We start from the raw sequence: 22,537 nt of genomic DNA, 5'->3' as shown, positions 1-22,537 counted from the left end.
TGTTAGAAATTTTTTCTGTCGACATCATAAATTCTATAATATAAAGGACTAGATGCAAAGAAAGTCGTATCTAGCTCAAGAAGGAGGAGAAACAAATGGCAAAAGCTAAATTTGAAAGAAATAAGCCACATGTTAACATTGGAACAATCGGTCACGTTGACCACGGTAAAACGACATTAACAGCAGCAATCACAATGACATTAAACAAAAAATTTGGAACAGGAGCAGCTGTAGATTTTGCAAACATCGATAAAGCGCCAGAAGAAAGAGAAAGAGGAATCACAATTTCAACAGCACACGTTGAGTATGAGACTCCAAACAGACATTACGCACATGTAGATTGTCCAGGACATGCTGATTATGTTAAGAATATGATCACAGGAGCAGCGCAAATGGATGGAGCAATCCTAGTATGTGCGGCAACAGATGGTCCAATGCCACAAACAAGAGAACATATCCTGCTTTCAAGACAAGTTGGTGTACCATACATCGTAGTATTCTTAAACAAATGCGATATGGTAGACGATGAAGAATTACTAGACTTGGTTGAAATGGAAGTAAGAGAATTATTAGATGTATATGAATTCCCAGGAGATGATACACCAATCATCAGAGGATCAGCATTAGAAGCGTTAAACAACCCAGAAGGACCATGGGGAGATAAAATCATAGAATTATTCGAAGCAATCGATAGCTATATTCCAGAGCCAATAAGAGATACAGACAAGCCATTCCTTATGCCAATAGAGGACGTATTCTCAATCACAGGTAGAGGAACAGTTGCAACAGGAAGAGTAGAAAGAGGCGTAGTAAAAGTACAAGACGAGGTAGAAATCGTAGGATTAACAGAAGCGCCAAGAAAAGTAGTAGTAACAGGTGTAGAGATGTTTAGAAAACTTCTAGATCAAGCACAAGCAGGAGATAACATTGGAGCACTACTTAGAGGTGTGCAAAGAGAAGATATTCAAAGAGGACAAGTACTAGCTAAAGCTGGAACAATCCATCCACATACAAAATTCAAGTCAGAAGTATACGTATTAAAGAAAGAAGAAGGTGGAAGACATACACCATTCTTTAAAGGATACAGACCACAATTCTATTTCAGAACAACAGACATCACAGGATCAATTGAATTACCAGAAGGTGTAGAAATGTGTATGCCTGGAGATAACATTGCGATGGAAATTGAATTAATTCACCCAGTTGCAATCGAAGAAGGATTAAGATTTGCCATTCGTGAGGGTGGAAGAACAGTTGGAGCAGGTGTTGTTGCGAGTATTATAGAATAGTTTAAAATGTAGCCGAGGGAATTCCCTCGGCTAAAAAATAAAATTTTGATTTTTATACATTATTTTATCAAATCACAAAAAAAAATAAAAGTCAAGACTTGTTTAATGATTCATAATCAAATATACTATAATAGTGTGTTTGTGGGACTGCGATGAAGCGAAAGGTTGCTTAGTCAATGATTTGGGGAATTTTCGCTGAGAATGTCCGTTCAAGAATCGGGCGACAGAATATCAGTAAACTTTAACTTTGAAAAATATTTTAGGAACACCCGGGAGAGTGTACTGAGGTTCTAGTCGTACGTTAAAAATATTACGTGCGATGAAAAGGAGGGAAACACAATGGCAAATAGCAAACAAAAAATCAGAATCAGATTAAAAGCTTTTGATCATAAAATTTTAGATCAATCATCTGAAAAAATCGTTGAAACTGCGAAAAGAACAGGTGCGAATGTATCAGGGCCTGTTCCACTACCGACAGAAAAACAAATCATTACGATTTTAAGAGCTGTTCATAAATACAAAGACTCTAGAGAACAGTTTGAACAAAGAACACATAAGAGGTTGATAGATATTTTAAATCCAACACCTAAGACTGTTGACGCGCTAATGCGCTTAGATTTACCAGCAGGTGTTGATATCGAAATCAAATTATAATGAATGTAACTACTAAGAAGTAGGTTAATATATATATTTGCCTATGCCTCTCTTAGTATGATTACAAAATCAAATGTAATCCGCTGTAAGATTATCAGGAGGTGTAAAAGATGAAAGCAATTCTAGGAAAAAAAATAGGGATGACACAAATCTTTACTGAAGAAGGAGTTGTAATTCCTGTAACAGTTGTAGAAGCTGGTCCAGTTTATGTAACACAAATAAAAACTGTAGACACAGATGGATACAAAGCGATCCAAGTAGGATTTCAAGACAAGAAAGAAAACAAGACAAACAAGCCAGAAAAAGGACACTTTGCAAAAGCAAATGTAAGCGCTAAAAAATTATTAAAAGAATTTATTGTAGAAAACACAGTTGACTATAAAATTGGTCAAGAAATTAAAGCAGACATCTTTGCTGCAGGAAGCAAAATAGATGTTGTAGGAACTTCAAAAGGAAAAGGTACGCAAGGACCAATTAAGAGACATAATCAATCAAGAGGACCTATGGCGCATGGCTCTAAGTATCATAGAGGACCAGGTTCACTTGGTGCAAGTTCATACCCAAGTAGAGTATTCAAAGGAATGAATATGGCTGGAAGAATGGGAAATGAACAAATAACAATTCAAAACCTTGAAGTAGCAAAAGTGGATGCTGAGAAGAATCTTATATTAATTAAAGGAGCAATTCCAGGCCCTAAAGGTGGAGTTGTTACAATAAAAGAAAGTGTTAAGGCTAAGTAAGAATCTAGCTACAGAAAGGAGGAAGTAAAATGCCAAAGGTTGATTTAATAAATGTTTCAGGTCAACAAGTGGGTGAGATTGAATTAAGCGAAAATATCTTCGGAGCTGAAATAAATGTAAGTGTATTACATGAAGTTGTTAAAAACTATTTAGCAAATCAAAGACAAGGGACACAATCTGCTAAAACAAGAGCAGATGTGAGAGGTGGCGGTAAAAAGCCATGGAAACAAAAAGGAACAGGTAGGGCTCGTCAAGGAACTACTAGAGCACCACATTGGGTTGGTGGTGGCGTAGCATTCGCACCAAAACCAAGAAGTTATAGATATGCATTACCAAAGAAAGTAAAGAGACTTGCTATGAAGTGTGCTTTAAGTGCAAAGGTACAAGAAAATGGATTTGTTGTTTTAGATGAGTTAAATATGACTGCATACAAGACAAAAGATATGGTGAATATTTTAAATAACTTAAATGTAGAGAAAAAAGCACTAATTGTTCTTGATGAGAAAAATGAGTGTATCATAAAATCTGCAAGTAATATTCCGGGAGTAACAACTACGCTTGTTAGTACATTAAATGTTTATGATATTTTAAATCATGACAAATTTATTGTAACGAAAGACGCGGTACACAAGATAGAGGAGGTGTACGCATAATGATGACAGCTTACGACATCGTAAAGAAGCCATTAATCAGCGAAAGAAGTATGGATGCTATGGCAGACAAAAAATATACTTTTATCGTGGATATGAGAGCGAATAAATTAGAAGTTAAAAAAGCAGTAGAAGAAATTTTTGGTGTAAAAGTAGAAAAAGTGAATACAATACGTATGCGTGGTAAATATAAAAGAATGGGAAAAAATATCGGAAAAAGACCTGATAGAAAAAAAGCAATTGTTAAATTAACAGCTGATAGTAAAGAAATTGAGTTTTTTGAAGGTCTGTAAGCATAAGTAAAAGTGAAAGAAGGAGGGAAATGCCATGGGAATTAAGAAGTTCAACCCAACTTCTCCAGCACTAAGACAAATGACGGTTTCGACATTTGAAGAAATTACAAAAAAAGAGCCAGAAAAGTCATTGCTATTACCAATAAAGAAAAATGCTGGAAGAAATGCACAAGGTAAGATCACAGTTCGTCATAGAGGCGGTGGTCAAAAAAGAAAATATAGAATCATTGATTTTAAAAGAAATAAAGATAATGTCCCAGCAAAAGTAACTGCTATAGAGTATGATCCGAATAGATCAGCAAATATTGCACTATTAACTTATGCAGATGGTGAAAAAACATATATTATTGCGCCAAACAAATTAAATGTAGGAGATACTGTTGTATCTGGACCAGAAGCAGATATCAAAGTAGGAAATGCACTTCCGCTTAAAAATATCCCAGTAGGTACAATTATCCACAATGTGGAATTGAAACCTGGAAAAGGCGCTCAATTAGTTAGATCAGCAGGGAATTCCGCTCAGCTAATGGCAAAAGAAGAAAAATATGCACAAGTAAGACTACCATCCGGTGAAGTGAGACTTGTACTTATTAACTGTAAAGCAACAATTGGCCAAGTAGGAAACTTAGATCATGAAAATATTACAATTGGTAAAGCTGGACGTAAGCGCCATATGGGTATTAGACCAACTGTAAGAGGTTCTGTAATGAATCCTAATGATCATCCACATGGTGGTGGAGAAGGTAGAGCACCAGTTGGAAGACCTTCACCAATGACGCCTTGGGGTAAACCAGCTATTGGCTACAAAACAAGAAAGAAAAATAAGGCATCAGATAAATACATCGTTAAGAGAAGAAAGCAGAAGTAGTAGAGGAAACGAGGTCATGGAAAAAAGACCTTGGCCTCATAGTCCTCAGGTTGCGTAGATAAAGTTACTGAAGGGAGGATAATCAGATATGAGCAGATCATTGAAGAAGGGCCCTTTTATTGAGCCTAAGCTTTTACAAAGAGTAGAAGAAATGAATAACAAAGATGAGAAAAAAGTATTAAAAACATGGTCAAGAGCATCCACAATATTTCCACAAATGATTGGACATACAATCGCTGTACATGATGGAAAAAAACATGTTCCTGTTTATGTAACAGAAGATATGGTTGGACATAAGTTAGGTGAATTTGCACCTACAAGAACTTATAGAGGCCATGCAGATAACGATAAATCATCAAAAGTTAAAAGATAGATACGGGAGGAGGTTGCCAAGGTGGAAGCCAGAGCGATTGCAAAACATGTACACATATCTCCAAGAAAATTAAAACCCATCAACGATATGGTTAGAGGAATGAATGCTGATGAAGCATTAGCTATATTGGAATTTACGCCAAGAGCTGGTGCGGTCGCACTTTCAAAAGTTATTAAATCAGCAAAAGCAAATGCTGAGAATAATCATGAAATGGATACGGATAAATTATATGTTGCTGAAGTATATGCGAATCAAGCTCCTACAATGAAGAGATGGAGAGCAGCTTCAATGGGTCGTGGTGTGAAAATACTAAAAAGAACGAGTCATATAGGTGTTGTATTAAAAGAGAGATAAAAAGAAGGAGGGATCAGTAGTGGGTCAAAAAGTAAATCCACACGGCTTAAGAGTTGGAGTAATTAAAGACTGGGACTCCAAGTGGTATGCAAATAAAGCAAATTTTGCAGACCTTCTAATAGAGGATAACAAGATCCGTAAGTATGTAAAAAATAAACTTTACACTTCTGGAATTGCAAGAACTGTTATAGAAAGAGCTGCAAACAATAAAGTTAAAGTAAATATATTTACAGCAAAGCCTGGCATGGTTATTGGTAGAGCTGGTGCAGGTGTTGAGGAGCTAAGAACAGAACTTGAAAAGTTAACACAAAAAAGCGTAATTGTAAATGTTAACGAAGTGAAAAGAGCGGAAAAAGAAGCACAATTAGTTGCCGAAAATGTTGCGTTTTCACTAGAGAGAAGGGTATCATTCAGAAGAGCGATGAAACAAGGCATTCAAAGAACAATGAAAGCCGGTGTTGAAGGCATCAAGATCATGACATCTGGAAGACTTGGTGGCGCTGAAATGGCAAGAAATGAGAAATATAGTGAAGGAAATGTACCTCTTCACACATTAAGAGCGGATATCGATTATGGTTTTGCTGAAGCAAATACTACTTATGGAAAAGTCGGCGTAAAAGTTTGGATCAATAAAGGAGAAATCCTGCCAGAAACAAGTGAAGCCGTAAAGGAAATGAGAAGAGCAAACAGAGCAAAAGAAGAATTCAAACCTAAAAAAGAAAAAAAAGCATATCAACAAAGAAGAGATAACAGATCATATCAAGATAGAGACTAGTCTTTTGCGGAGGGAAGGAGGAAACAGACTATGTTAATGCCTAAAAGAGTGAAGCGTCGTAGAGTTCATAGAGGTAGAATGAAGGGTACAGCACAAAGAGGCAATAAAATAACTTATGGAGAGTATGGAATAATGGCTCTTGAGCCAGCATGGATTACTTCCAATCAAATAGAAGCTGCCAGAATCGCTATGACAAGATATATAAAAAGAGGGGGAAAAGTTTGGATTAAAATATTCCCTCATAAGCCAGTAACACAAAAACCTGCTGAAACACGTATGGGTGCTGGTAAAGGTTCACCAGAATACTGGGTAGCTGTAGTAAAACCAGGTAGAGTAATGTTTGAATTAGCAGGTGTACCAGAAGATATAGCTAGAGAAGCTATGAGACTTGCAATTAACAAACTACCTATCAAATGTAAGTTTGTAACACGTCAAGATACAGAAAAGGGTGGTGAAGCGAATGAAAGCTAATAAGCTTCATGATATGACCGTACAAGAATTAAACAGTAAACTAATGGAACTTAAAAGTGAACTTTTTAATTTAAGATTTCAATTGGCTACAGGTCAACTTGAAAACCCAATGAAAGTAAAAAGTGTACGAAAAGATATTGCACGCACAAAAACCATCCTTAGAGAAAAAGAATTAAAGAAAAATGCATAAATAAGGATAAGGAAGGAGGACTTTACTCGTGGAAAGAGCAAGTAGAAAGTCTAGAGTAGGACGTGTAGTGAGTGACAAGATGGAGAAGACTATTGTAGTTGCAGTAGCTGATTTTGTACGTCACCCGCTATATGGAAAAGCAGTAAAAAGAACAACGAAATTTAAAGCTCATGATGAAAATAATGAGTGTAGAATTGGTGATAGAGTAAGAATTATGGAAACTAGACCATTAAGTAAAGATAAAAGATGGAGATTAGTAAACATCATGGAAAGAGCGAAGTAATTGTATAACTGGAGGGAGGTATTACTATGATTCAACAGGAATCACGTCTAAAAGTTGCCGACAATTCAGGAGCGAAAGAATTGCTATGTATTCGTGTACTAGGTGGTTCAAAGCGTAGATATGCAAATATTGGCGATGTAATTGTTTGTGCAGTTAAAAATGCAACACCAGGCGGTGTTGTTAAAAAAGGGCAAGTTATTAAGGCAGTAGTAGTAAGAAGCAAGCACGGCGCTAGACGTGCTGATGGAAGCTATATAAAATTTGATGAAAATGCTGCAGTTGTTATAAAAGAGGATAAAACACCTGTAGGAACTCGTATTTTCGGACCCGTTGCAAGAGAATTAAGAGAAAGAGATTTCATGAAAATCGTTTCCCTTGCACCAGAAGTACTATAGCTTGAGGAGGTGTAATGAATGCACGTTAAAAAAGGTGATATAGTAGTTGTAATATCTGGAAAAGATAAAGGAAAAAAAGGCAAAGTATTACAAGCGATGCCTAAAAAAGATAAAGTAATTGTTGAAGGTGTAAATATGCTTACAAAGCATCAGAAACCAACGGCAAAAGTACAACAAGGTGGTATTGTTCATCAAGAAGGTCCAATTCATGTTTCAAATGTAATGCTTTGGGATGCAAAAGCGAAAGCACCTACAAGAGTAGGTTACAAGGTATTAGAAAACGGCAAAAATATTAGAGTATCCAAAAAGACCGGAGAAACAATAGAATAATACTCAGGCTTGAAGGGAGGTTAAATCGGTGACAGCTAGATTAAAGGATAAATATAACAATGAAGTCGCGAAAGCGTTAATGGAAAAGTTCGGATATAAAAGTGTAATGGAGATCCCTAAAGTAGAAAAAGTGGTTTTAAATATGGGCCTAGGAGATGCAAAAGATAATGCAAAACTTTTAGAAGTAGCTGTAGGAGAATTGGCTACAATAACTGGACAAAAGCCTATCATTACAAGAGCAAAAAAATCTGTTGCGAACTTTAAAGTTCGTGAAGGTATGCCGGTTGGCTCAAAGGTAACGCTAAGAGGCAAAAAAATGAATGAATTTTTAGATAGATTGTTTAGTATCGCACTACCAAGGGTGAGGGACTTTAAAGGTTTAAACCCTAATTCATTTGATGGTAGAGGAAACTATGCATTAGGAATTAAGGAGCAATTAATATTCCCTGAAATCGAGTATGATAAAGTTGAGAAAATTAGAGGAATGGATATAATAGTTGTAACAACGGCTAAAACAGATGAAGAAGCACGCGAGCTGTTAAAACTATTAGGAATGCCATTTGCTAGATAAGGAGGGAAAGTAGTGGCTAAAAAATCTCTTAAAGTGAAACAATCAAGAACACAAAAATATTCAACAAGAGAATACAATAGATGTCGAATTTGCGGAAGACCACATGCTTATTTAAGAAAATTTGGTATATGTCGTATTTGTTTTAGAGAATTAGCATATAAAGGTGAAATACCAGGAGTTAGAAAAGCAAGCTGGTAGAAATATAGGGAAGGAGGTACTTATACCATGACGATGACAGATCCAATTGCAGATATGCTTACGCGCATAAGAAATGCAAATGTAGTGAAACATGAGAACGTAGATATTCCTGCGTCAAACATGAAGAAATCAATTGCTGAAATTCTTCTAAAAGAAGGATTTATTAAAGGATATGATGTGATTGAAGACGGAAAGCAAGGAATCATAAGAGTCCAAATGAAGTACGGACAAAATAAAGAAAGAGTTGTTAGTGGTCTTAAAAAAATATCAAAACCCGGATTAAAGGTTTACGTAAAGAGCGACGAAATACCAAAGGTATTAGGTGGCCTAGGAATAGCTATTCTTTCAACTTCTAACGGCATTGTCACAGATAAGGATGCTAGAAAGTTAGGAACTGGAGGAGAAGTTATCTGCTACGTTTGGTAATAGATAATCTTAAGGTATAGGAGGTGCAGCTATGTCAAGGATAGGTAAATTGCCAATCACGATTCCAGATGGTGTAGAAGTCAAGATTGATGAAAAAAATCTTGTTACAGTGAAAGGCGCAAAAGGACAATTAGAACAAGAAATCAATAAAGATATGAAAATTACGATAGAAGAGAATGTACTGATCGTGGAAAGACCTACCAATAATAAAATTCATAGATCTTTACATGGATTAAGTCGTACTTTAATTGACAATATGGTTACAGGTGTGACAAAAGGATATGAGAAAAAGTTGCAAATTAATGGAGTTGGTTACCGTGCCGCAAAACAGGGGAACAAACTTGCTTTATCGCTAGGTTTCTCACATCCAGTTGAAATGGTAGATCCAGAAGGTATTGCAACAGAAGTTCCTAGCCCAAATGAGATCCTTGTAAAGGGAATCAATAAACAATTAGTTGGAAACTATGCTGCAAAAATCAGATCTTGGAGAGAGCCTGAACCATATAAAGGTAAAGGAATCAAATACGAAAATGAAGTAATTCGTCGTAAGGAAGGTAAGACAGGTAAATAGTAGGAAAGGAGTGAAATGAAGTGATCAATAAGGAAAGCAAAAATAAGAAGCGACAAACTAGACATCTAAGAATCCGTAAAAAAGTGTCTGGAACTCCTACACGCCCAAGATTGAGTATATATAGAAGCTTAAGCAATATGTACGCACAAGTTATTGATGATGTAACAGGTGTAACATTAGCTGCTGCATCAACTTTAGATAAAGAAATAAAAGATAAAGCAAACAACTGTGGTAACAAAGAAGCTGCTAAATTAGTAGGAGAACTTGTTGCAAAGAGAGCTTTAGAAAAAGGGTTAGATAATGTTGTATTTGATAGAGGCGGATATATTTATCATGGAAGAATCAAAGAACTAGCAGAAGGTGCAAGAGAAGCGGGTCTGAAATTCTAGCAGAAGGAGGGAAATGAATGAAACGTCAACTTATTGATGCGAGCAAACTAGATTTAAAAGAAAATGTTATTAACATAAGCCGTGTAACAAAAGTTGTAAAAGGTGGTAGAACTTTTAGATTTAGTGCAACGGTTGTAGTTGGAGACGAAAACGGATATGTTGGAGTTGGATCTGGTAAAGCTCAGGAAATTCCTGATGCAATCAGAAAAGGAATTGAAGATGCTAAAAAGAAATTGATCTTCGTTCCAAGAGTAGGAACAACGACACCACATAAAATCCAGGGTCATTTTGGAGCTGGAAAGGTATTAATCATGCCAGCTACTGAAGGTACAGGAGTTATTGCAGGTGGACCTGTTCGTGCGGTTTTAGAACTTGCAGGAATTAAAGATGTAAGAGCAAAATCATTAGGAACAAACAATTCAAGAAATATGGTGAATGCTACAATAGAAGGCCTTAAAAATTTAAAAACTGTTGAATCCGTTGCAAAACTTAGAGGTAAAACAGTAGAAGAACTATTAGGTTAGAGGGGGGAAAGACCTTGGCTAATAAGTTACAAATAACTTTGATAAAAAGTACAATTGGGTCCAAGCCTCAACATGTAAAAACAATTGAAGCGCTAGGATTAAAGAAAATTAGACAAACAGTGGAAAAAATTGATAATCCTCAAATGAGAGGCATGATTCAAAAAGTAAACCACTTAGTAGAAGTAAAAGAAATATAGCTGAAGGAGGTGTAACCATGAAGCTACATGAGTTAAGACCAGCTGAAGGATCAACAAAGAACAGAAAAAGACTTGGAAGAGGTACTGCTACTGGTCAAGGTAAAACGGGTGGTCGTGGACAAGACGGACAAAAATCACGTAGCGGTGGTAGTATAAAACCTGGATTTGAAGGTGGTCAAATGCCTCTATACAGAAGACTACCTAAGAGAGGTTTTACAAATATATTCAAGAAACAATGGACAATTATTAATGTAGATACATTAAATAAATTCGATGAAGGCACTGTTATAACTCCAGAATTACTTTTAGAAGAAGGTATAATCAAAAAAGTAGTTGATGGTGTAAAAGTGTTAGGAGATGGACAACTCCAAAAGAAAATAACTGTACAGGCGCATAAATTCAGCCAGTCAGCTGTAGAGAAAATTGAAGCTGCTGGAGGAAAGATAGAGGTGATTTAACGTGCTATCTACCCTAAAGAATGCTTGGAAAATTCCTGATTTGAGAAAGAAAATTCTATATACTTTTATGATGTTGGTGATCTTTAGATTAGGATCAACGATTCCTGTTCCAGGAATAAACCCAAATATATTAAAACAATTATTTGAACAAGGTGAAAATGGAATATTTGGTTTGTTTGATTTATTCTCAGGAGGAGCATTTGCGAAGTTTACAATATTTGCTCTAAGTATTACACCATACATCACAGCTTCTATCATTATGCAGCTTTTGACAATTGCAATTCCTAGCCTAGAGGCAATGGCCCGTGAAGGCGAAGAAGGCAGAAAGAAGATCGCACAATATACAAGATATGGAACTGTTATATTAGCTTTAATTCAAGCTATTGGTGTAAGCGTAGGTTTATTCAAGCAAGCGCTTATATCACAAGATATTTGGCCAGTAACTGTTGTCGTACTTACACTAACAGCAGGAACGGCTTTTCTAATGTGGTTAGGAGAGCAAATTACTGAAAATGGAATCGGAAATGGTATTTCTTTACTGATTTTTACAGGAATTATTTCTAGAGTTCCTTTAGGGTTTGCTCAAACATATAAGCTATGGAAAAACGATAATATTTCTATCATTTCTTTATTTGTGTTTGCTGTAGTAGCAGTGATTGTTATAGCTGGTGTAGTAGCAATTCAACAAGGTACAAGAAAAATTCCTGTGCAGTATGCAAAACGTGTTGTTGGGAGAAAAATGTATGGTGGACATAGTACACATATACCACTAAAAGTGAATCAAGCAGGAGTAATTCCTGTAATCTTTGCGATTTCACTGCTTCAATTCCCATTAACATTGACATATTTTTTCCAAGGGGGAGGATTGTCAAGCTTTGTACAGAAATATTTATCACCAGGAGGAAGTCCTGGAATTTGGATTTACTCAATTTTGGATATGCTTTTAATTATATTCTTTACTTATTTCTACACAGCAGTTACATTTAATCCAGTAGAAGTAGCAGACAATATGAAAAAGAATGGTGGATTTATTCCAGGGATTCGTCCAGGAAAACCAACTTCAGAGTATTTAGGTAAGGTATTAAATAGAATTACTTTAGCAGGGGCTGTATTCCTTGCACTTATTGCAGTAATGCCTACACTTATACTACAATTTACAAGTCTTCAATTAAGATTTGGAGGAACGTCCTTACTGATTGTAGTAGGTGTTTCGTTAGAGACGATGAAGCAAATAGAAGCGCAAATGATGATGAGACATTATCAAGGCTTCTTAAAATAGATAAGATATCATGGGGGAATGTTTCCCCATGAATACTTTCATTAAAATCTGGGAGATGGTATTAATGAGATTAATTCTTTTAGGACCTCCAGGGGCAGGAAAAGGAACACAAGCTTCAGGGATTATCGAAAAATTTGATATACCTCATATATCAACAGGAGATATCTTTAGAAAAAACATTAAAGAAGGAACAAATCTAGGAAAAAAAGCAAAAGAATATATGGATCAAGGGCTTTTAGTTCCAGATGAATTGGTTGTAGCGATTGTAGAAGATCGATTACAACAAGAAGATTGCAAGAAAGGTTTCTTACTTGATGGTTTTCCAAGAACAGTCATTCAAGCAGAACAATTAGATAAAGTACTTGACAATATGAACGTAGCTTTAGATAAAGTAATCAATATAGATGTAGACAAAAGCATATTAGTAGAAAGAGCTGTTGGAAGAAGAATTTGTAAGAGCTGTGGGGCAACATTCCATATCCAATTCAATCCTCCTAAAGAGGCTGGAGTATGCGATAAGTGTGGAGAAGCATTATATCAGAGAGCAGATGATAATGAAGAAACAGTTTCTAAGAGAATAGAAGTATATCTTAATGAAACACAACCACTCATCGAGTATTATAAGAATAAGGGAATGATTGCTACAATCGATGGACAACAGGAAATAGACAAAGTATTTAAAGATGTTTTATCTTCTTTGGGAGCGGAGTAAAATGATTATCTTAAAATCAAGTAAAGAAATTGAATGCATGAAAGAAGCAGGCAAAATTGTAGCTTGTACACATGAAGTAGTACGTGAGGCCATAAAACCCGGTATTACAACAAAAGAACTAGATGAAATCGCAGAAAAAGAAATAAAAAAATATGGAGCAATACCATCATTTAAGGGTTATCAAGGTTTTCCTGCAAGTATTTGTGCTTCAATCAATGAAGAAGTCGTTCACGGAATACCTGGATTAAAAATATTAAAAGATGGCGATATTATAAGTGTAGATATTGGAGCACTTTATAAAGGTTATAATGGCGATTCTGCAAAAACCCATCCCGTAGGAAAAGTTACTGAAGATGCTTTAAAACTTATTGAAGTAACAAAGGAAAGCTTCTACGAAGGATTAAAATTTTGTAGGGTTGACAATCGACTATCTGATGTTTCTCATGCAGTACAAAAGTATGTAGAGGATCATGGATATTCAGTTGTTCGAGATTTTGTAGGACACGGAATAGGGAGAGATATGCATGAAGATCCACAGATACCTAATTTTGGTCCTCCTGGAAAGGGTCCAAGATTACAAGCTGGAATGTGCTTAGCAATAGAGCCGATGGTTAACATGGGAACCTATAATGTAAAAGTACTACAAAATAATTGGACTGTTGTAACCCTAGACAAAAAATGGTCAGCTCACTATGAACACAGCATTGCCATCACAAAAGATGATCCGATTATTTTAACAAGTCTTTAGTCAGGCAAAGAGGTGGAAAACGTGGATACGACGCAAGATATTTCAGTGGGTCAAATTGTTAAATCAAAGGCTGGAAGAGATAAGGATCGATTGTTTGTCGTTTTAGATATTATAGATGATCAATATGTGCTTGTTTCTGATGGAGACCTAAGAAAAATCGATAAAGCAAAGAAAAAAAAGATGAAGCATTTAGCAAAATATAATATAATTAGTGAAGAAGTGAAAAAAAGAATAGATAATCATGAAAAGATAAGTAATTTGTTTTTGAGGCGTGAACTGGAAAAACTGGGTGTTAGCTAACCTAGGAATGGGAGGTTATATTTCCTAATGGCAAAAAACGATGTTATAGAGGTTCAAGGTACAGTTGTTGAAGCTCTGCCTAATGCCATGTTTAAAGTTGAGTTAGAAAACGGACATCAAATACTAGCACATATTTCTGGTAAGCTTAGAATGAACTTCATCAGGATTTTGCCTGGTGATACCGTTACAATTGAATTGTCACCTTATGATCTAACAAGAGGAAGAATTACTTGGAGAGGCAAAGGCAAGTGATTAAGGAGGGATAACAGTGAAAGTTAGGGCATCCGTTAAACCAATATGTGAAAAGTGCAAGATAATCAAAAGAAAAGGCAAGGTTATGGTTATCTGTGAAAACCCTAAGCATAAACAAAAGCAAGGTTAATTAGAAGGGTTTTCAAAATAGCTAGTATTTTTTCATATAATTTCAAATGATTGTATGTTTTAGATATTGGTATATAAGTGCGCGGCTGCATTTCATTCAAAAATTTGATGGAATATCTTATATCTAAATATATATTAAATTTTTTGAGAGATGTTTTGTAGGAGTAAAGATTCAGGAGGTGTAAAAAAATGGCAAGAATCGCAGGTATTGACTTACCAAGAGAAAAAAGGGTAGAGATCGGTTTGACATATATCTATGGTATAGGTAGAAAATTATCAAATCGTATCATCGCAAAAGCAGAAATAAACCCGGATACAAGAGTAAGAGATCTTACTGAAGATGAAGTAGGTAAGCTAAGACAAATTATAGATGAAGAATACCGTATTGAAGGAGATCTTCGTAGAGAAATTTCTATGAACATTAAAAGACTAAAAGAGATAGGTTGTTATAGAGGGATTCGTCATAGAAAAGGCCTTCCAGTGAGAGGTCAAAAAACGAAGACAAATGCAAGAACTCGAAAAGGACCTAAGCGGTTAGTTGGACGTAAGAAAAAGAAATAGTTAAAGGAGGGAAAATGACATGGTAGCCAAAAAGGCAGATAAAAGAGGTCGCAAGAAAAGACGCGAGCGTAAAAATATTGAACGTGGTCAAGCACATATTCAGTCAACTTTTAATAATACAATCGTAACCCTTACTGACTTACAAGGAAATGCACTATCATGGGCTAGTGCCGGTGGATTAGGATTTAGAGGTTCAAGAAAATCTACACCTTTTGCAGCACAAATGGCAGCAGAAGCTGCATCAAAATCTGCTATGGAGCATGGATTAAAAACTGTAGAAGTTTATGTTAAGGGACCTGGATCAGGAAGAGAAGCTGCCATCAGAGCGCTTCAAACAGCAGGACTAGAAATAAACTTAATTAAGGATGTTACACCAGTACCACATAATGGATGTAGACCACCAAAACGTAGAAGAGTTTAATTAGGATTAGGAGGTGTAGGAATCATGGCAAGATATACGGGGCCATCTTGTAGACTTTGTCGTAGAGAAGGACAAAAGTTATACTTAAAAGGCGAAAGATGTTATTCAGATAAATGTGCAGTGAGTAAAAGAGCTTATGCACCAGGACAACATGGGCAAGGAAGAAAGAAAATATCTAACTATGGTTTACAGCTTAGAGAAAAGCAAAAAGCAAAGAGATTCTATGGCTTACTAGAAAGTCAATTTAGATCATATTTTGAAAAAGCTGAAAAACAAGCAGGGATTACTGGTGAAAATTTACTTAGAATCCTTGAAACAAGACTTGATAATGTAGTATATAGAATGGGATTTGGATCATCTAGAAAAGAAGCAAGACAATTAGTAACACACGGACACTTCACAGTAAATGGTAAAAAAGTGGATATACCATCATTTATTGTTTCTGTTGGAGATGTAATTAAAGTAAAAGAAAAAAGTGTTAGCTCAGCTAAGTTCAAAGAAATGACACAAGCAGCTACAAATGTACCAAATTGGGTAGTTGTAAGTTCTGAAAACTTAGAGGGAAAAGTAGTGTCACTTCCAACTAGAGAAGATATCGACATTCCAATAGCTGAACATTTAATTGTCGAGTTATATTCAAGATAATAAAGATTAGAATCAGTTACCCTCATAATGTATAGATAAAAAATTATAAGGAGGGTTAAAAATATGATTGAAATAGAAAAGCCCAAAATAGATTGTATAGAGTTAAGTGATGATAATACCTATGGGAAATTTGTTGTTGAACCTCTAGAAAGAGGCTACGGCATTACATTAGGAAATAGTTTGCGGAGAATATTACTTTCATCTTTGCCAGGCGTTGCGGTTACATCTGTAAAAATAGATGGTGTACTTCATGAATTTGCAACAGTTCCTGGAGTAAAAGAAGATGTTACAGAAATTATTCTAAACCTTAAAGAATTATCTGCAAATCTTTATTCTGATGAACCAAAGGCTGTTAGAATTGAAGCTCAAGGACCAGGAGAAGTTACTGCAGGGGATATTATTGCTGATGCAGACGTAGAAATATTAAATTCTGATCTGCATATCGCAACACTTGAAGATGATGCAAAACTTGTAATGGAAATATTCCTTTCTAAGGGTAGAGGATATGTTCCAGCGGAGAATAATAAAACACCAGGAATGCCTATAGGGATGCTACCTGTTGATTCTATATATACTCCTGTCACAAAAGTTAGTTATCATGTTGAAAATACAAGAGTTGGTCAAGTTACTGATTATGACAAGTTAACGCTTGAAATATGGACGGATGGTAGTATAAAACCAGATGAAGGTGCTTCTTTAGGCGCAAAGATTATGAATGATCATTTAAGATTATTCATCGACTTAACTGACCACGTAGAAAATGTTGAAATTATGGTAGAAAAAGAAGAAGACAAAAAAGAAAAAGTAATGGAAATGACAATAGAAGAACTTGAACTTTCTGTTAGATCCTATAACTGCTTAAAAAGAGCTGGAATTAATACAGTAGAAGAGCTTACTGATAAAGCAGAAGAAGATATGATGAAAGTGAGAAACCTAGGTAAAAAATCCCTTGAAGAAGTACAGCAAAAACTGGAAGAACTTGGTTTAGGCTTAAAACCTAGTGAAGAATAGTATAGGTTAGGAGGGAAAGACATGGCAGGACATCGTAAATTAGGTCGTCCAACAGGGCACAGAAAACTGATGCTAAGAAATCTTACAACAAGCTTATTAAAAGAAGGCCGAATTAATACTACTGAAACAAGAGCAAAAGAGACACGCAAACTTGCGGAAAAGATGATCACTCTTGGAAAAAGAGGAGATTTACATGCAAGACGTCAAGCACTTTCTTTTGTACTAGATGAAACAGTAGTAAAAAAAGTATTTGATGAATTAGCACCAAAGTATCAAGAGAGAAATGGTGGATATACAAGAATATTAAAGATGGGTCCTCGTAGAGGGGATGCAGCTGAAATGGTTATTATTGAATTAGTATAGTGTTTTAAGGGATTAAGTGGATAGCTTAGTCCCTTTTATTTTATTTACTAAGAAACGATAGATTTTTTAGAATGTGAATCACTGAAGGATGAAATAGGTTTTAAGAAATTTGATTGGGAAAATAAGGATATTTATAACGTGATGTGAATTTTTATAAATAATTCTTGACTTAATCTTCATTATGATTTATTATAAGTATAATCAATATTTGAAATTCTTTGATCAGGAGTAGTAACCAGAATATTTAATTTTCAGCGAGTCGGAGATAGTGGGAGTCCGGTAAAGAGATATCTGATGAATGGACCTGGGAGAAGCGAGGTGAAATCTTTGAAAGTAGCCGAAGTCGGGGGTTTCCCGTTATAGAAACAAGATATCGAGAGCAATCTCTGTATCTATAGAGTGAGACGGCTTGATGTTGTCTAAGTTGGGTGGTACCGCGAAATATAGCTTTTCGTCCCTTGTTATAGGGATGAAAGGCTTTTTTTATTTTCAATAAGAAAATAATTTAAAAATAATAAGCAAGATTAGGGAAGTTATTTTAATTATTCCAAAGGCGGTGATTAGCATGTTGTGAAATATAGATGAAGATGATGGGAACTGGATGAATATAAAAACAACAAAAAAGGGAGATGTTTTCAATGAATTTAAGAAAAAATATTATTACAGCATTATTAATCGCAATCGGGTTTATTTTGCGTCAAATTGTACCAGGTGTAATTGGTGGGATGAAGTTTGATTTAATGTTATCTGTTATATTTGTGTGCATTTTGATTAATCAAGAGTTCAAAAATGTAATGCTAACAGCTTTACTAGGAGGGGTTATTACTGCTATGACAACGACTTTTCCAGGGGGGCAGTTGCCTAATATGATCGATAAATTTATTACTTGCATTATTGTATTTATGATGATTAAAATGTTAGGGAAATATAAAAACAATTTACTATGCGTAGGGTTAATAGCCTTTGTAGGAACGTTAATCAGTGGAAGTATATTTTTGATTTCTGCAAGCTTTATAGTAGGACTACCAGCTGCATTTAGTGTATTATTTATTGGTGTAGTAGTACCTACCGCTTTTACAAATATCTTTGCTACTATTTTTATTTATAAGGCTGTTAGTCTTTCAATCAAGGCAACAGGATTAAAATTTGTTTAAGCTTGATATTAACAATAGATAAAACAACTTGATTATATGGAGTGTGTCTTTACAAAATAAAAACAAGCTATTGGTATTCTACTAAATAAAAGGTATAATAGATAGGAATAATATATGGGTAAGGTGATTGAATGGAAAAAATGATAGAGATCATTGATTTAGTTTATGAATATAGAAAAAATGAAGAAGAAAAAGTAAAAGCATTAAATGAGGTATCTTTAAATGTAAAGAAGGGTGAGTTTTTAGCTGTCATTGGGCATAATGGTTCTGGAAAATCAACAATGGCAAAGCACATGAATGCCTTACTCCTTCCAAGCGGAGGAAAAGTTTATGTTCATGGATTAGATACATTAGATGAATCAAGTCTATGGAATATAAGACAAAGTGCAGGGATGGTATTTCAAAATCCAGATAACCAGATTGTTGCTACTATTGTAGAAGAAGATGTTGCTTTTGGACTTGAAAATTTAGGTGTTGATCCCAAAGAAATTCGTAAAAGAGTAAAAGAAGCTTTAGAAGCTGTAGGGATGATAGAATTTAGTAAAAAAGGACCCCATCTATTGTCTGGTGGACAAAAGCAAAGGATTGCAATTGCAGGCGTTATTGCAATGAAGCCAGAATGCATCATTTTAGATGAACCCACTGCCATGTTAGATCCAGTAGGAAGAAAAGAAGTTATGGATACAGTAAAGAAGCTTAATAAAGAAGAAGGTATTACGATTGTCCACATTACGCATTTTATGGATGAGGCAGTAGATGCAGATCGTGTTGTAGTCATGGAGGAAGGAAACGTTGTATTAGAAGGAAAGCCTAAAGAAGTATTCTCTCAGGTAGAAGTTCTAAAAGATCTAGGACTTGATGTACCACAGGTAACGGAGCTTGCATACAGGCTGAGAAAAGAAGGAATAAATATTAAAGAAGATATACTAACAGTAGATGAGATGGTGAAGTGTTTATGTCAATAATAATTGAAAATCTAACACATATATATAATTTTGGGAATCCTTTTGAAACAAAAGCTTTAAATGATATAAACTTGAATATTGAAAAAGGTGAATTTATAGGATTAATTGGACATACGGGTTCTGGAAAATCTACATTGATTCAACATCTAAATGGTTTACTTAAGCCTTCGTCAGGAAAAATCATTATTAATGGATTTGATATTACGAAAAAGGGTGTATCTTTGCGAGAAATACGTCAGAAAGTTGGATTGGTATTTCAGTATCCAGAGCATCAATTATTTGAAGAAACTGTATACAAAGATGTAGCTTTTGGTCCACTGAATTTAGGATTAGAAGAAGAAGAGGTTCATATAAGGGTAAAGGAAGCCATAGAGCTTGTAGGACTAAAGTTTGAAGAAGTAAAGGAACGATCTCCTTTTGAACTGAGTGGTGGTCAAAGGCGAAGAGTTGCGATAGCTGGAGTGGTTGCAATGAAGCCTGAAGTACTGATTTTGGATGAGCCAACAGCGGGACTTGATCCTAGGGCAAGAGATGAAATACTCAGTCAAATCAAAGCACTCCACCAAAAATACAATATAACGATTATACTTGTTTCACATAGTATGGAGGATATTGCAAAGTTGGTAGATCGAATTATTGTTATGCATAAGGGAAATGTAGCGTTAACAGGCAAACCAAGCGAAGTTTTTCGTAATGTAGCACTTTTAGAAAGTATTGGCTTAGGGGTGCCACAGATTACGTACCTCATGAAAATGCTTCATAAACTAGGAAAACCTGTGCGTGAAGATATATTTACTATTGAGGATGCTAAAAAAGAAATATTAAAATTAATGAGGAGAAACTAAAATGTTAAGGGATATAACAATAGGACAGTATTACCCAGCTGCGTCTGCTATACACAGATTAGACCCAAGAGTGAAAATCCTTTCTACTTTTGTTTATATGATTGCTCTGTTCGTTGTAAAAAATTTTGTGGACTATACGTATATACTTGTTTTTCTAGGAGCTTCCATTTTTTTATCAAAGGTACCTTTTAGTTATATGATTAAAGGACTTAAGCCTTTATTCTTAATCATTACCCTTACTTTTGGGATAAATATTTTTATGACTAAAGGGGAAGTCCTTTATCAATTAGGACCTCTTGATATTACTAAGGAAGGAATAAGTCAAGCTGTTTTTATGGCGACAAGGCTTATCCTTTTGATTATTGGTACATCCCTTTTGACATTGACAACATCGCCGATCAATCTTACAGATGGCATTGAAAAGCTTTTAAACCCGTTTAAAAAAGTAGGTGTGCCAGCGCATGAATTGGCAATGATGATGACTATTGCGCTAAGATTTATTCCTACGTTATTAGAAGAGACGGATAAAATCATGAAGGCACAAATGGCAAGAGGCGCGGATTTTGAGAGTGGAAATATTTTGAAGAGAGCGAAAAGCTTGGTACCATTACTTGTACCTCTCTTTATAAGCGCATTTAGAAGAGCAGATGAATTAGCTATGGCAATGGAAGCGAGATGTTATAGAGGGGGAGAAAACCGAACAAGGATGAGGGAACTATCACTCCATACGAGAGATTTTATCGCCTTTATAGTGACAATATTTGTGTTAGTAGCTGTACTTGTAAATCGTTTTGCATAGAAAAAGGAATTGTATAAGGGTGAGCGTATGAAAAATGTAAAATTAATAATAGAATATGATGGAACGAATTTTAGTGGTTGGCAGATGCAGCCAAATGCTAGAACCGTGCAGGAAGAGATTGAGAAAGGGCTAAAGAAAATCATAAAAAAAGAGGTTAAGATTAACGGTTCGGGAAGAACTGATGCAGGAGTGCATGCTTTAGGACAAGTGGCGAATTTTAAAGAAACATTTAGTATACCCATACAGAAAATTCCATTAGCCCTTAATGCAATGATTCCTGAGGATATATCTATCAAAGAAGCGATAGAGGTTCCTGAAAACTTTCATGCAAGATATCATGCTAAAGGTAAAAGGTACATTTATAAAATCTATAATGGACAGTTACGAAGTGCATTGCTTAAAAATCATGCGTATTTTACATCATATACGCTAAATGTAGAAAAAATGAAGAAAGCTACAGCGTATTTTATAGGAGAGCATGATTTTAAAGCATTTATGGCATCTAGAACCAGCATAAAGAACACAGTAAGAACTATACAGGATATAAGATTATATGAACAAGAAGAATTATTGATACTAGACATTAAAGGAAATGGTTTTTTATATAATATGGTGCGCATTATGACAGGGACGTTGGTTGATATAGGAAGAGGCAGAATTGATGAAAAAGATTTGCCGAATATTATAAAATCATGCAGCAGAGAAAGCGCAGGGCATACAGCACCACCACAAGGATTATATCTAGCAGAAGTTTATTATTAACTTGGATTATTCCTTGACACACACGGCAACATGTATTATAATTACTTGGTAATGTGCATATTAAAGAATCCACTAGCCCCGGGTTTTTTAAATATAGATACTCGCTAAATTTTTTTAAAGTAGTGTTAGGAGGGAAATACATGAAATCATTTATTGCTAAGCCACAAGAAGTAGAAAGAAAGTGGTATGTAGTAGATGCTGAGGGGAAAACATTAGGTCGTTTAGCTTCTCAAGTTGCATCTATTTTAAGAGGGAAAAACAAACCAATATATACACCACACGTTGATACAGGAGACCATGTAATTATCATTAATGCAGAAAAAATCCAAGTAACAGGAAAGAAAATGGATCAAAAACTGTATAGACATCATACAGGTTATGTAGGTAACCTAAAAGAGGTAACATATAAGCAAATGTTACAAAAACATCCAGAAAGAATTATTGAATTTGCTGTAAAAGGCATGCTTCCAAAGAACAGCCTAGGAAGAGCAATGTTCAAAAAATTAAAAGTTAATGTTGGCGCTGAGCACAAGCATGAAGCTCAAAAACCAGAAGTTTTAGATATATAAGTTCTGAGGAAAGGAGGAAATAT

General features: G+C 35.3%; 39 protein-coding genes and 1 other annotated feature. All 39 genes read left to right on the top strand.

The window, feature by feature from the left end:
- Positions 1–95: 95 nt before the first annotated feature.
- The 39 genes from tuf to rplM all read left to right on the top strand — a co-directional run bounded on the left by tuf (position 96) and on the right by rplM (position 22,514).
- Positions 96–1,289: an elongation factor Tu gene (gene tuf, locus EV214_RS09025; RefSeq protein ID WP_132244927.1), complete on the top strand. Its 1,194-nt coding sequence runs from the start codon at positions 96–98 to the stop codon at positions 1,287–1,289.
- A 339-nt stretch (positions 1,290–1,628) separates the two neighbouring features.
- On the top strand, positions 1,629–1,943 hold the full coding sequence (gene rpsJ, locus EV214_RS09020) for a 30S ribosomal protein S10 (RefSeq protein WP_132244925.1): 315 nt from the start codon (positions 1,629–1,631) through the stop codon (positions 1,941–1,943).
- Positions 1,944–2,053: 110 nt separating this feature from the next.
- A complete protein-coding gene (gene rplC, locus EV214_RS09015; protein ID WP_132244922.1) occupies positions 2,054–2,683 on the top strand; it encodes a 50S ribosomal protein L3 in 630 nt (209 codons plus the stop codon).
- A gap of 29 nt (positions 2,684–2,712) precedes the next feature.
- A complete protein-coding gene (rplD, locus tag EV214_RS09010; protein ID WP_132244919.1) occupies positions 2,713–3,336 on the top strand; it encodes a 50S ribosomal protein L4 in 624 nt (207 codons plus the stop codon).
- Complete coding sequence (gene rplW, locus EV214_RS09005; protein ID WP_408631299.1) at positions 3,336–3,626, top strand: 50S ribosomal protein L23; 291 nt, start codon at positions 3,336–3,338, stop codon at positions 3,624–3,626. Before rplD ends, rplW begins: the two co-directional genes overlap by 1 nt.
- Positions 3,627–3,660: 34 nt before the next feature.
- A complete protein-coding gene (rplB, locus tag EV214_RS09000; RefSeq protein ID WP_132244917.1) occupies positions 3,661–4,494 on the top strand; it encodes a 50S ribosomal protein L2 in 834 nt (277 codons plus the stop codon).
- 88 nt (positions 4,495–4,582) lie between these two features.
- A complete protein-coding gene (rpsS, locus tag EV214_RS08995; RefSeq protein ID WP_132244915.1) occupies positions 4,583–4,867 on the top strand; it encodes a 30S ribosomal protein S19 in 285 nt (94 codons plus the stop codon).
- A gap of 21 nt (positions 4,868–4,888) precedes the next feature.
- On the top strand, positions 4,889–5,221 hold the full coding sequence (gene rplV, locus EV214_RS08990) for a 50S ribosomal protein L22 (protein ID WP_132244913.1): 333 nt from the start codon (positions 4,889–4,891) through the stop codon (positions 5,219–5,221).
- A 19-nt stretch (positions 5,222–5,240) separates the two neighbouring features.
- A complete protein-coding gene (rpsC, locus tag EV214_RS08985) occupies positions 5,241–5,996 on the top strand; it encodes a 30S ribosomal protein S3 (protein WP_132244911.1) in 756 nt (251 codons plus the stop codon).
- 30 nt (positions 5,997–6,026) lie between these two features.
- A complete protein-coding gene (gene rplP, locus EV214_RS08980) occupies positions 6,027–6,467 on the top strand; it encodes a 50S ribosomal protein L16 (RefSeq protein WP_132244908.1) in 441 nt (146 codons plus the stop codon).
- Positions 6,457–6,657: a 50S ribosomal protein L29 gene (rpmC, locus tag EV214_RS08975; RefSeq protein WP_132244906.1), complete on the top strand. Its 201-nt coding sequence runs from the start codon at positions 6,457–6,459 to the stop codon at positions 6,655–6,657. The genes rplP and rpmC overlap by 11 nt, the downstream gene beginning before the upstream one ends.
- 28 nt (positions 6,658–6,685) lie before the next feature.
- The gene (gene rpsQ / locus EV214_RS08970) at positions 6,686–6,940 is read left to right on the top strand and encodes a 30S ribosomal protein S17 (protein ID WP_132244904.1); all 255 of its coding nucleotides are present in this window, start codon (positions 6,686–6,688) and stop codon (positions 6,938–6,940) included.
- Positions 6,941–6,966: 26 nt separating this feature from the next.
- The gene (rplN, locus tag EV214_RS08965) at positions 6,967–7,335 is read left to right on the top strand and encodes a 50S ribosomal protein L14 (protein WP_132244901.1); all 369 of its coding nucleotides are present in this window, start codon (positions 6,967–6,969) and stop codon (positions 7,333–7,335) included.
- Between the two features lie 18 nt (positions 7,336–7,353).
- On the top strand, positions 7,354–7,665 hold the full coding sequence (rplX, locus tag EV214_RS08960) for a 50S ribosomal protein L24 (RefSeq protein ID WP_132244899.1): 312 nt from the start codon (positions 7,354–7,356) through the stop codon (positions 7,663–7,665).
- A 28-nt stretch (positions 7,666–7,693) separates the two neighbouring features.
- Positions 7,694–8,236, top strand: coding sequence for a 50S ribosomal protein L5 (gene rplE, locus EV214_RS08955; protein WP_132244897.1), 543 nt, complete (start codon positions 7,694–7,696; stop codon positions 8,234–8,236).
- Positions 8,237–8,248: 12 nt separating this feature from the next.
- Positions 8,249–8,434: a type Z 30S ribosomal protein S14 gene (locus tag EV214_RS08950; RefSeq protein ID WP_132244894.1), complete on the top strand. Its 186-nt coding sequence runs from the start codon at positions 8,249–8,251 to the stop codon at positions 8,432–8,434.
- A 27-nt stretch (positions 8,435–8,461) separates the two neighbouring features.
- A complete protein-coding gene (gene rpsH / locus EV214_RS08945; RefSeq protein WP_132244892.1) occupies positions 8,462–8,860 on the top strand; it encodes a 30S ribosomal protein S8 in 399 nt (132 codons plus the stop codon).
- Positions 8,861–8,891: 31 nt separating this feature from the next.
- On the top strand, positions 8,892–9,431 hold the full coding sequence (gene rplF / locus EV214_RS08940) for a 50S ribosomal protein L6 (protein WP_132244889.1): 540 nt from the start codon (positions 8,892–8,894) through the stop codon (positions 9,429–9,431).
- Between the two features lie 20 nt (positions 9,432–9,451).
- Complete coding sequence (rplR, locus tag EV214_RS08935) at positions 9,452–9,820, top strand: 50S ribosomal protein L18 (protein ID WP_132244887.1); 369 nt, start codon at positions 9,452–9,454, stop codon at positions 9,818–9,820.
- Positions 9,821–9,837: 17 nt separating this feature from the next.
- Positions 9,838–10,344 (top strand): 30S ribosomal protein S5, encoded by a 507-nt coding sequence (gene rpsE, locus EV214_RS08930; RefSeq protein WP_132244884.1) that lies wholly within the window; start codon positions 9,838–9,840, stop codon positions 10,342–10,344.
- 14 nt (positions 10,345–10,358) lie between these two features.
- Positions 10,359–10,541 (top strand): 50S ribosomal protein L30, encoded by a 183-nt coding sequence (gene rpmD / locus EV214_RS08925; protein WP_132244881.1) that lies wholly within the window; start codon positions 10,359–10,361, stop codon positions 10,539–10,541.
- A gap of 17 nt (positions 10,542–10,558) precedes the next feature.
- Positions 10,559–10,999 carry a 50S ribosomal protein L15 gene (rplO, locus tag EV214_RS08920; RefSeq protein WP_132244879.1) on the top strand — a complete coding sequence of 147 codons (441 nt, stop codon included), beginning with the start codon at positions 10,559–10,561 and terminating at the stop codon, positions 10,997–10,999.
- A 1-nt stretch (position 11,000) separates the two neighbouring features.
- Positions 11,001–12,278, top strand: coding sequence for a preprotein translocase subunit SecY (gene secY / locus EV214_RS08915; RefSeq protein WP_132244876.1), 1,278 nt, complete (start codon positions 11,001–11,003; stop codon positions 12,276–12,278).
- A 64-nt stretch (positions 12,279–12,342) separates the two neighbouring features.
- Positions 12,343–12,990, top strand: a complete 648-nt coding sequence (locus EV214_RS08910) for an adenylate kinase (protein WP_132244874.1) — start codon at positions 12,343–12,345, stop codon at positions 12,988–12,990.
- A gap of 1 nt (position 12,991) precedes the next feature.
- Positions 12,992–13,738, top strand: coding sequence for a type I methionyl aminopeptidase (map, locus tag EV214_RS08905; protein WP_132244871.1), 747 nt, complete (start codon positions 12,992–12,994; stop codon positions 13,736–13,738).
- Between the two features lie 21 nt (positions 13,739–13,759).
- On the top strand, positions 13,760–14,038 hold the full coding sequence (locus tag EV214_RS08900; protein WP_132244869.1) for a KOW domain-containing RNA-binding protein: 279 nt from the start codon (positions 13,760–13,762) through the stop codon (positions 14,036–14,038).
- 27 nt (positions 14,039–14,065) lie between these two features.
- Positions 14,066–14,290 carry a translation initiation factor IF-1 gene (gene infA / locus EV214_RS08895; protein WP_132244866.1) on the top strand — a complete coding sequence of 75 codons (225 nt, stop codon included), beginning with the start codon at positions 14,066–14,068 and terminating at the stop codon, positions 14,288–14,290.
- Between the two features lie 16 nt (positions 14,291–14,306).
- Positions 14,307–14,420, top strand: a complete 114-nt coding sequence (gene rpmJ, locus EV214_RS08890; RefSeq protein ID WP_029267374.1) for a 50S ribosomal protein L36 — start codon at positions 14,307–14,309, stop codon at positions 14,418–14,420.
- Between the two features lie 188 nt (positions 14,421–14,608).
- Positions 14,609–14,980, top strand: coding sequence for a 30S ribosomal protein S13 (rpsM, locus tag EV214_RS08885; protein WP_132244863.1), 372 nt, complete (start codon positions 14,609–14,611; stop codon positions 14,978–14,980).
- Positions 14,981–14,999: 19 nt separating this feature from the next.
- Positions 15,000–15,401, top strand: coding sequence for a 30S ribosomal protein S11 (rpsK, locus tag EV214_RS08880; RefSeq protein ID WP_132244861.1), 402 nt, complete (start codon positions 15,000–15,002; stop codon positions 15,399–15,401).
- Positions 15,402–15,425: 24 nt separating this feature from the next.
- Positions 15,426–16,046 (top strand): 30S ribosomal protein S4, encoded by a 621-nt coding sequence (gene rpsD / locus EV214_RS08875; RefSeq protein WP_132244859.1) that lies wholly within the window; start codon positions 15,426–15,428, stop codon positions 16,044–16,046.
- Between the two features lie 63 nt (positions 16,047–16,109).
- A complete protein-coding gene (locus tag EV214_RS08870) occupies positions 16,110–17,057 on the top strand; it encodes a DNA-directed RNA polymerase subunit alpha (protein WP_132244857.1) in 948 nt (315 codons plus the stop codon).
- Between the two features lie 21 nt (positions 17,058–17,078).
- Positions 17,079–17,420, top strand: a complete 342-nt coding sequence (gene rplQ / locus EV214_RS08865) for a 50S ribosomal protein L17 (RefSeq protein ID WP_132244855.1) — start codon at positions 17,079–17,081, stop codon at positions 17,418–17,420.
- A gap of 209 nt (positions 17,421–17,629) precedes the next feature.
- Positions 17,630–17,882 (top strand) — a binding site (T-box leader).
- 176 nt (positions 17,883–18,058) lie between these two features.
- Positions 18,059–18,574, top strand: coding sequence for a tryptophan transporter (locus EV214_RS08860; protein WP_132244853.1), 516 nt, complete (start codon positions 18,059–18,061; stop codon positions 18,572–18,574).
- Between the two features lie 131 nt (positions 18,575–18,705).
- On the top strand, positions 18,706–19,539 hold the full coding sequence (locus EV214_RS08855) for an energy-coupling factor transporter ATPase (RefSeq protein ID WP_132244850.1): 834 nt from the start codon (positions 18,706–18,708) through the stop codon (positions 19,537–19,539).
- Positions 19,530–20,384, top strand: a complete 855-nt coding sequence (locus tag EV214_RS08850; protein WP_132244848.1) for an energy-coupling factor transporter ATPase — start codon at positions 19,530–19,532, stop codon at positions 20,382–20,384. Before EV214_RS08855 ends, EV214_RS08850 begins: the two co-directional genes overlap by 10 nt.
- Before the next feature lies 1 nt (position 20,385).
- Positions 20,386–21,183 carry an energy-coupling factor transporter transmembrane component T family protein gene (locus EV214_RS08845; protein WP_132244845.1) on the top strand — a complete coding sequence of 266 codons (798 nt, stop codon included), beginning with the start codon at positions 20,386–20,388 and terminating at the stop codon, positions 21,181–21,183.
- Positions 21,184–21,210: 27 nt separating this feature from the next.
- The gene (truA, locus tag EV214_RS08840; protein WP_132244842.1) at positions 21,211–21,945 is read left to right on the top strand and encodes a tRNA pseudouridine(38-40) synthase TruA; all 735 of its coding nucleotides are present in this window, start codon (positions 21,211–21,213) and stop codon (positions 21,943–21,945) included.
- A gap of 140 nt (positions 21,946–22,085) precedes the next feature.
- Positions 22,086–22,514, top strand: a complete 429-nt coding sequence (gene rplM, locus EV214_RS08835) for a 50S ribosomal protein L13 (protein WP_132244840.1) — start codon at positions 22,086–22,088, stop codon at positions 22,512–22,514.
- Positions 22,515–22,537: the final 23 nt, after the last annotated feature.

This window comes from Marinisporobacter balticus, from assembly GCF_004345705.1.
In the GTDB taxonomy this organism is placed as follows: Bacteria; Bacillota; Clostridia; order Peptostreptococcales; family Thermotaleaceae; genus Marinisporobacter; species Marinisporobacter balticus.
This window is presented reverse-complemented; position numbering and strand designations above follow the sequence as displayed.